The sequence below is a fragment of the Zobellella aerophila genome (genome assembly GCF_039539325.1).
GTDB classification, from domain to species: domain Bacteria; phylum Pseudomonadota; class Gammaproteobacteria; order Enterobacterales; family Aeromonadaceae; genus Oceanimonas; species Oceanimonas aerophila.
The window spans coordinates 166,754-175,171 of sequence record NZ_BAABCX010000005.1 but is presented as its reverse complement, the minus strand read 5'-3'; the positions used below and the strand labels follow the sequence as shown (position 1 = coordinate 175,171).

Here is an 8,418-nt window from a genome sequence, read left to right as displayed (position 1 = left end):
CATGCCGAACTCAGAAGTGAAACGCACCCGCGCCGATGATAGTGTGGCAGCTGCCATGTGAAAGTAGGTCACTGCCAGGCACCCAATTGAAAAGCCCTTCACCGATGTGAAGGGCTTTTTTGCGTTTGGTACCTTTTTGATGCTTATCTGCCTACAATAGCGGCTCTTCTCTTTCTTCTCGTCAGGCAAATACTATGAAAACCCTGCTATTTATTGGAATGGGGGGGGCCATGGGGGCCATTTTACGTTTTAGTGTGACCGAGCTGATGGCCCGGCTGCTGGGGCGTGGATTTCCGTATGGCACGCTTACGGTCAATCTGACCGGCTCACTGCTGATGGGGGTGATGTTTGTACTGGTGCAGCACAGCATCGTCAACCCTCACTCCTGGCGTCCCTTTGTGATGGTCGGCATGTTGGGTGCCCTGACCACTTTTTCTTCTTTTTCCATGGATACGGTACTGCTACTGGAGCAAGGCAACCTGATCAAGGCCTTCCTGAATGTTTCTCTTAATGTGATTTGTTGTATCATGCTTGCCTATTTAGCTATGCAGCTCACCAATAACATGCTGGCTTCCCGTTAGCTCCGTCTGGTGATTTGCAGTACACTAGCCCTTTCATTTTTCAGGTGTGGTAAGGCATGTCAGAGCAGCAAAAAGCGACCCACTTTGGCTATAAAACAGTGGATGCCGAGCAAAAGGAGCAGATGGTTGCCAGTGTATTCCACTCGGTAGCGGCCAAATACGATGTGATGAATGATCTGATGTCGTTTGGTATTCACCGGTTATGGAAACGCTTCACCATCGACTGCTCCGGTATCCGCAAGGGCCAGAAGGTACTGGATCTGGCTGGCGGCACCGGTGATCTGACCGCCAAGTTTTCTCGTATCGTGGGTGATAGCGGACAGGTGGTACTGGCCGATATTAATGACTCTATGCTCAAGGTCGGTCGGGATAAACTGCGCAACAAGGGCCTGGGCAACAATATCGCTTATGTTCAGGCCAATGCCGAGCACCTGCCATTCCCCGATAACTACTTCGATGTGATAACCATCGCCTTCGGCCTGCGTAATGTGACTAACAAGGATCAGGCGCTGGCTTCCATGTTTCGGGTGCTGAAGCCCGGTGGGCGGCTGCTGGTACTGGAGTTTTCCAAACCCCAGCATGAGGTGATGAGCAAGCTCTATGATTTCTACTCCTTCAATATACTGCCGAGGATGGGCTCTCTGGTCGCCAACGACAGCGACAGCTATCAATACCTGGCAGAGTCCATCCGTATGCATCCGGATCAGGAAACCCTCAAGGCGATGATGGAAGAGGTCGGTTTCGAGCAGACCGAATACTTCAACCTGACCGATGGCATAGTGGCGCTGCATCGCGGATTTAAGTTCTGATGGCCAGCCTGCTGATACCCGTGGTGACCGGGAGCCTGGAGGCCGGCTTCAACCGTTTTCTGCACCTGGCTCCCGACCGGCTGAAAAAAGTCCAGCCGTTGGCGGGCAAGGTACTGCAATTAACCGTTACCGGTCTGAGTTCCTGTTACCTGCTGTTCAGCAAGGACAGGCTGGATGTCATGCAGAGTTACGAAGGTCAGCCCGACAGCCATCTCACCCTGTCGCTCGACGCCCTAGGCCTGCTCAAGGACAAGGGATTACTGATGCAATATATCCGCGAAGGGCGCATCGATCTGGAAGGCGATCCCCAACTCTGGCAGGACTTCTCGGCCTTGCTCAAGGATCCGCAGCTCGATATGGAGGCTCTCCTGGCCGGCTATACCGGCGATGTGGTGGCCCACTTGCTGTGTCGCCACGGACGGGAGCTGTCTACCGGGGTGCGCAACCGGTTGGCGGCGGCGCGCCGGCATCTCGGTGACTATGTGCTAGAAGAAGCTAGGCTGGCGGTGGGCCCTCTGGAGCTGGCCGACTTTTGTGATCAGGTGGCTGAGCTGGATAAACAACTGTTACGTCTGCAGGGCCGCCTGGCGGCACTGACAGATAAGGTAGATCATTAATGAGAAAGCTGCGGGAGCTGCTGCGGCTCTACAAGATCGGCAAAACCATCTTCACTTACGGCCTGGATGAACTGATACCGGCCCGTTTACAAGTGTGGCCTGCCCGCTGGGCCCGTAAAGGTATCTTCTGGCTGAAAAATCAGCATCCCGAGCTATCCCGTGGGAAACGTATCCGGCTGGCGCTGGAGTCGCTGGGCCCGGTGTTTATCAAGTTTGGCCAGATGCTGTCGACCCGCCGGGATCTGTTGCCGCCGGATATTGCCGAAGAGCTGGCCCTGTTGCAGGACAGGGTACCTTCGTTTGATGGGCGCCTGGCTCGCAAGCAGATAGAAACCAGCCTGCATGCCAAGATAGAGACGCTGTTCGATCAGTTTGACGAAGTGCCGCTGGCGTCCGCCTCCATTGCCCAGGTGCATACCGCCCGCCTCAAGACTGGCCAGGAAATCGTCATCAAGGTGATCCGCCCGGATATCGAGCGGGTGATCACGGCGGATGTCAGCCTGATGCATTCCATGGCCAGCCTGATTGCCCGGCTGGTGCCCGAGCGCAGCAGCCGGTTGCGGCCGGTGGAAGTGGTCGAGGAGTACCGCAAGACCCTGTTCGATGAGCTGAATCTGTTGCGGGAAGCGGCCAATGCCATTCAGCTCAGACGGAACTTCGAAGGGTCACGCACCCTCTATGTACCGGAGATCTATCCCAGCTACTGTCATGAAAATGTCCTGGTAATGGAGCGAATATATGGTATCCCGGTGTCGGATATCGAGGCGCTGGAGGCCAACGGCACGGACATGAAGCTGCTGGCGGAGCGGGGGGTTGAGGTGTTCTTCACCCAGGTGTTTCGCGACAGTTTTTTCCATGCGGATATGCACCCGGGCAACATCTTTGTTTCCTATGAGCATCCCCAGGATCCCCAGTGGATTGGTATCGACTGCGGTATCGTCGGCACCCTGAATCGGGATGATAAACGTTATCTGGCGGAAAACTTCCTGGCCTTCTTCAACCGGGACTATCGCAAGGTGGCCGAGCTGCATGTGGAGTCGGGCTGGGTACCGGCGGATACCAAGGTGGAGGAATTCGAGTCGGCGATCCGCACCGTGCTGGAGCCGATCTTTGAGAAGCCATTGTCGGAAATCTCCTTCGGCCATGTATTGCTCAATCTGTTCAATACCGCCCGGCGCTTCAATATGGCGGTGCAGCCGCAACTGGTGTTGCTGCAGAAGACGCTGCTCTATGTGGAGGGGGTCGGCCGGCAGTTGTATCCCCAGCTGGATCTGTGGAAAACCGCCAAGCCGTTTCTGGAAGATTGGATGCAGCAACAGGTGGGTTATAAGGCGGTGATCAATGCGGTGCGGGAGAATGCCCCCTTCTGGGCGGAGAAGCTGCCGGATCTGCCGGAGCTGGTCTATGACTCCCTGCGTCAGGCGAAGCTACATAATCGCCAGTTACAGAGGCTGTACGAGCAGTATTCCCGGCATCACAAGAGCCAGGGACAGGGCAACTTCTTGCTGGTGATGGGCGCGAGCCTGCTGCTGGGCAGCGTGTTGCTGCTGGGAATGGAGGAAACCTCCTGGGCGGTGACTGGTTTGGGGATCACTTTGGTAGTATGGTTGCTGGGATGGAGCCGGGTCAGCGCACGCTAGCTTTATCTGGCTCGGGGCCGGTTGTCGGCAGTTGAGTTAATGTATCTTTATCGTTCATTTTCTATATAGGATGAAGTTGTTATGGGTGGAATCAGTATTTGGCAATTGCTTATCGTCGTCCTGATCGTGGTACTGCTGTTCGGTACCAAGAAGCTGAGGGGAATGGGAGCCGATCTGGGTTCGGCGGTAAAGGGCTTCAAGAAGGCGATGTCCGATGAGGACCAGGGCAAGAAAGATGCGGATTTTGACCAGCAAAAATTAGCCGATAAAAAAGAGCAGGGCGAGTCGCTGAATCAGAAAGAGCAGGATAAAGCCAAAGATAAAGACCAGGTGTAATCATGTTCGATATCGGTTTTTGGGAGCTGATCGTGATTGCCGTGATCGGGTTGCTGGTGCTTGGGCCCGAGCGCCTGCCCGTTGCCATCAGAACGGTTTCTCGTTTGTTTAAAACGGTGCGCGATACCGCCAACGCAGTTAAAACCGAACTTGCCCAGGAACTAAAGATGGAAGAGCTGCATCGGGATCTGAAAAAAGCCGAGCAGTTGGGGATGAAAGATCTCAGCCCCGAGCTTCAGGAGTCCATCGATAAACTCAAAGACGCTGCCGAGTCGGTCAATCGTCCATACGAAAAATCCGCCGGTGGCGAACAAAAAATCAGCCCGTCCGCAACAGCACCGATCGAGCCTCAGGATAAGTCCTAAATGAGTCAAGCACAGCAACCCCTGATCAGCCATCTCGTCGAGCTGAGAAGTCGCCTATTACGTGCATTTGCCGCCATCCTGGCGGTGTTTCTGACCTTGGTGTATTTCGCCAACAACATCTATACCATATTGGCCGAGCCCCTGCTGAGTCAGTTGCCGGAGGGGGCCAGCATGATCGCCACCGGGGTGGCGACTCCTTTCCTTACCCCGCTCAAGCTGACGCTGATCGTTTCATTTTTCTTTGCTATTCCCTATGTCTTGTATCAGGTGTGGGCCTTTATTGCCCCGGGCCTGTATAAGCATGAGAAACGGCTGATCGCCCCCCTGGTATTTTCCAGTGCCCTGTTGTTTTATGCGGGGGCCGCGTTCGCGTATTTCGTGGTGTTTCCGCTGGCCTTCGGCTTTTTCACCAAGATGGCGCCGGAAGGGGTCACCATCGCCACCGATATCGCCAGCTACCTGGATTTTGTGCTGGGGCTGTTCGTGGCCTTTGGCATCGCCTTTGAAATCCCCATCGCCACCATACTGCTGTGCTGGACCGGGGTGACTAGCCCTAAGGATCTATCCGCCAAACGCCCCTATGTCATCGTGGTGGTGTTTATCGTCGGTATGCTGCTGACACCACCGGATGTGATTTCCCAGACCCTGCTGGCGATTCCCATGTGGCTGCTGTTTGAAGTGGGGGTGTTTTTTGCCCGCTTTTATGTGCGCAAGGACGGTGCCGAAGAACAGCAGGACCAGGAGCCATGATCGATATCGGCGTCAACCTGACCAGCAGCCAGTTCGATAAGGACAGGGATGCGGTATTGGACCGTGCCAGGAACGCCGGGCTGGAAGCCCTGGTGCTGACCGGCACCAATCTGACCGAGAGCCGGGCGGTGGCCGAGCTGGCGGCCGGCCAGGCGGGTTTCTGCTATGCCACCGCCGGTATCCATCCCCATGATGCCAAACTGTTTGACGAGCACAGCCTGGCGGAGCTGACCGCCCTGGCCAGGCTGCCCCAGGTGGTGGCCATCGGTGAGTGCGGCCTGGACTACAACCGGGACTTTTCCCCGAGGCAGCAGCAGGACGCGGTGTTTGAGGCCCAGCTGGCCCTGGCCGCCGAGCTCGATATGCCGGTGTTTATGCATTGCCGCGATGCCCACTCCCGCTTCCTCGAGATCCTGTCTCCCTGGCGCGGCAAGTTGCCGGCCGCCGTACTGCACTGCTTTACCGGTAGCCAGGCCGAGCTGGATGACTGCCTGGCGTTGGATCTGCACATCGGCATTACCGGTTGGGTTTGCGATGAGCGCCGCGGCCAGGACTTGCAGCGGCTGGTCGGCCGGATCCCCGCCGACCGCCTGATGATCGAAACCGACAGCCCGTACCTGATCCCCCGTGATCTCTCACCCAAGCCGTCCTCGCGGCGTAATGAGCCGGCCTATCTGGGCCATATCGCCCGGCGGGTGGCCGCTTGCCGTGGTGAGCAAGCCGATGCCCTGATCGCCGCGATGACCGCGACCAGCCGCGCCTTTTTTGGACTTTAGGAGGAATAATGACCCAGCAAGTATTTGGTGGTTTTCCCGGACGTCGTCTGCGCCGTCTGCGCAGGCATGACTTTAGTCGTCGCCTTGTTCGGGAGAACAAGCTGACCGTCGACGATCTGATCTATCCGGTGTTCGTGCTGCCGGGCAACCAGCGTCGCGAGGCGGTACCGTCCATGCCGGGGGTCGAGCGGCTGTCGATCGATCTGTTGCTGGAAGAAGCCGCCCAGCTGGTCAAGCTGGGGGTACCGCTGATTGCCCTGTTCCCGGTGGTCTCGCCCGAGCAGAAGTCCCTGCTGGCGGAAGAAGCCTATAATCCGGACGGCCTGGCTCAGGAGGCGGTGCGTGCCCTGAAAGAAAGCTTCCCCGAACTGGGAGTGATGACAGATGTGGCACTGGATCCCTTTACCACTCACGGCCAGGACGGCATCATCGATGAACAGGGCTATGTGCTGAACGACATCACCACAGCAGTGCTGGTCAAGCAGGCCATCAGCCATGCGCAGGCGGGTGCCGACATAGTGGCGCCGTCGGATATGATGGATGGCCGTATCGGCGCCATTCGCCAGGCGCTGGAAGAGGCGGGCTATATCAATACCCAGATCATGGCGTATTCCGCCAAGTATGCCTCCAACTATTACGGCCCGTTCCGGGATGCGGTCGGCTCCGCCGGAAACCTGAAAGGCGGCAACAAGGCGACCTATCAGATGGACCCGGCCAACGGCGACGAGGCCCTGCAGGAGGTGGCGCTGGATATCCAGGAAGGGGCCGACAGCGTCATGGTCAAGCCGGGCATGCCCTATCTGGATGTGGTGCGCCGGGTCAAGGAGCAGTTCGGGGTACCAACCTTCGCCTATCAGGTGAGTGGTGAATACGCCATGCATATGGCGGCCATTCAGAATGGCTGGCTGAAAGAGCGGGAAACAGTGATGGAGTCGCTGTTGTGCTTCAAGCGCGCCGGGGCCGACGGCATCCTTACCTATTTTGCCAAGCAGGTCGCCATTTGGCTGAACGAAGACCAGAAGTAAAAACAAGGCGCGCGGCGCCTTGTTTTATTGTTGTTCCCGGATAATCAGCGGCCAGCCCAGTTCGGTCTGGCGACGGGCTTCCTGAGCCAGCTCGCTGGCCCGCAGGTGGTGATGCCGACTCCAGCTGGCGGGCAGCGTGAGGGTCAGCGTCTTGCCTTCGGCGATGAGCTGAAATGTGGGCACTGTGCCGCGGGTGCGGCGCAGGCAGAGGATAATCGCCAGCCGCAGCAGGCGGGCCAGCTGCATCGCCTGTTCAAAGCCCAGGGCGTTCTGTTGCCGCAGCGGCTCCAGTTTGAACTCATCCCGCTGGTTGAGCAGTAGGGCCGCCAGCAGCTGCTTTTGGGCATGGGTAAAACCGGGCAGGTCTATGTGGCTGATAATATAGGCGGCATGGGCCGGCGCTTGTTTATACTCGATGCACAAGCCCAGCTCGTAGAGCATGGCTGCCCAACGGAGTATGGGATTGGCGACCACCGCATTCAGTGCCAGCGATTGCTCGACCTGGCTCAGCGCCCGCAGCGCCGTGTCTCTGACCCTTTCCGCCTGCTCCCGATCCAGTTGGTAACGGGCGATCAGGCTGTCGGCGGTGCGTTCCTGGGCATCGCACTCCTGGCGTTTGCCTAACATGCCATAGATCAGGCCTTCCCGCAGGGCGCCGCCGGCCAGCACCATGGAGTCGATGGCCAGGGTATCAAACAGGGCGATGAGAATGGCCAGCCCGGGGGGGAATACCGGGACGCGCTCGGGCTGTAAACCGGGCAACCGGAGCCGTTCCAGGCTGCCGCAGGCGATGGCCTGTTGTTTCAGGCGCTGCAGCTTGCCCAGGGTAATACGCTCATTCTCCCCCTGGCCGATCATGATTTCCTGAATAGCCTGCACGGTGCCGGAGGCTCCGATACAGCTCTGCCAGCCCAGCTTGAGGTAGGCGGCGGCGACCGGAGCCAGTTCCCGCTGGGCGGCGCTGATCGACTGGCTAAAGTTGTGCTCGTTGAGCTTGCCATCGGCAAAATGCCGATTCAACCAGGTGACACAACCCATATGCAGGCTGTTCAGCAGCTGAGGGCAGGCACCCTGGCCGATAATCAGCTCGGTGCTGGCGCCGCCGATGTCGATCACCAGTCGCTTGCCCAGGCCGGACGAGGTCCAGGCGACACCTTCATAGATGGTGCCGGCTTCTTCTTCGCCGGAAATAATCTGGATGGGATGACCCAGTATGGCCTGCGCCCGTGCGAGAAAGACATCGATATTGGTGGCCAGGCGCAGGGTGGCGGTACCGACGATACGGATATTAGCCGTCGGCACGTCCTGTAGCTGCTCTGCGAACAGTTGCAGGCAGTCCCAGCCCCGTTCCATGGCCGCCTGGTCCAGGCAGCCATCCGAGTTCAGGCCGGCGGCCAGACGCACCTTGCGTTTGACCTTGGCCAGGGTACGGCAGGCCCCCGCCACCTCCTGCACCACCAGCATGTGAAAGCTGTTCGAGCCCAGATCGATGGCCGCATACAGGGCGGGGGTATGCACC

10 protein-coding genes and 1 rRNA gene are annotated in these 8,418 nt (G+C 58.1%); 10 read left to right on the top strand and 1 reads right to left on the bottom strand.

All coding sequences use genetic code 11. The features are described 5' to 3' along the window. From rrf to hemB, 10 genes are all read left to right on the top strand, one after another. A 5S ribosomal RNA gene (gene rrf, locus ABD806_RS18040) occupies positions 1–80 on the top strand; the annotation flags it as partial. A 114-nt stretch (positions 81–194) separates the two neighbouring features. After that, a complete protein-coding gene (gene crcB / locus ABD806_RS15650; RefSeq protein WP_344959723.1) occupies positions 195–581 on the top strand; it encodes a fluoride efflux transporter CrcB in 387 nt (128 codons plus the stop codon). 56 nt (positions 582–637) lie between these two features. After that, positions 638–1,390, top strand: a complete 753-nt coding sequence (gene ubiE / locus ABD806_RS15645; RefSeq protein WP_344959722.1) for a bifunctional demethylmenaquinone methyltransferase/2-methoxy-6-polyprenyl-1,4-benzoquinol methylase UbiE — start codon at positions 638–640, stop codon at positions 1,388–1,390. After that, a complete protein-coding gene (locus ABD806_RS15640; RefSeq protein ID WP_344959721.1) occupies positions 1,390–2,007 on the top strand; it encodes a ubiquinone biosynthesis accessory factor UbiJ in 618 nt (205 codons plus the stop codon). The genes ubiE and ABD806_RS15640 overlap by 1 nt, the downstream gene beginning before the upstream one ends. Beyond that, positions 2,007–3,647 (top strand): ubiquinone biosynthesis regulatory protein kinase UbiB, encoded by a 1,641-nt coding sequence (ubiB, locus tag ABD806_RS15635; RefSeq protein ID WP_344959720.1) that lies wholly within the window; start codon positions 2,007–2,009, stop codon positions 3,645–3,647. Before ABD806_RS15640 ends, ubiB begins: the two co-directional genes overlap by 1 nt. Before the next feature lie 81 nt (positions 3,648–3,728). Further along, positions 3,729–3,983, top strand: a complete 255-nt coding sequence (tatA, locus tag ABD806_RS15630; RefSeq protein ID WP_344959719.1) for a Sec-independent protein translocase subunit TatA — start codon at positions 3,729–3,731, stop codon at positions 3,981–3,983. 2 nt (positions 3,984–3,985) lie between these two features. Continuing rightward, positions 3,986–4,348, top strand: a complete 363-nt coding sequence (gene tatB / locus ABD806_RS15625) for a Sec-independent protein translocase protein TatB (protein WP_344959718.1) — start codon at positions 3,986–3,988, stop codon at positions 4,346–4,348. Beyond that, on the top strand, positions 4,349–5,098 hold the full coding sequence (tatC, locus tag ABD806_RS15620; RefSeq protein ID WP_344959717.1) for a twin-arginine translocase subunit TatC: 750 nt from the start codon (positions 4,349–4,351) through the stop codon (positions 5,096–5,098). Then, a complete protein-coding gene (locus tag ABD806_RS15615; RefSeq protein WP_344959715.1) occupies positions 5,095–5,874 on the top strand; it encodes a TatD family hydrolase in 780 nt (259 codons plus the stop codon). The genes tatC and ABD806_RS15615 overlap by 4 nt, the downstream gene beginning before the upstream one ends. Positions 5,875–5,882: 8 nt before the next feature. After that, entirely contained in the window at positions 5,883–6,899 is a 1,017-nt protein-coding gene (gene hemB / locus ABD806_RS15610; RefSeq protein WP_344959713.1) for a porphobilinogen synthase, read from the top strand. Between the two features lie 24 nt (positions 6,900–6,923). On the opposite strand, the gene gppA is transcribed toward hemB, so the two are convergent. Then, positions 6,924–8,417: a guanosine-5'-triphosphate,3'-diphosphate diphosphatase gene (gene gppA / locus ABD806_RS15605; protein WP_344959711.1), complete on the bottom strand. Its 1,494-nt coding sequence runs from the start codon at positions 8,415–8,417 to the stop codon at positions 6,924–6,926. Position 8,418 lies beyond the last annotated feature (1 nt).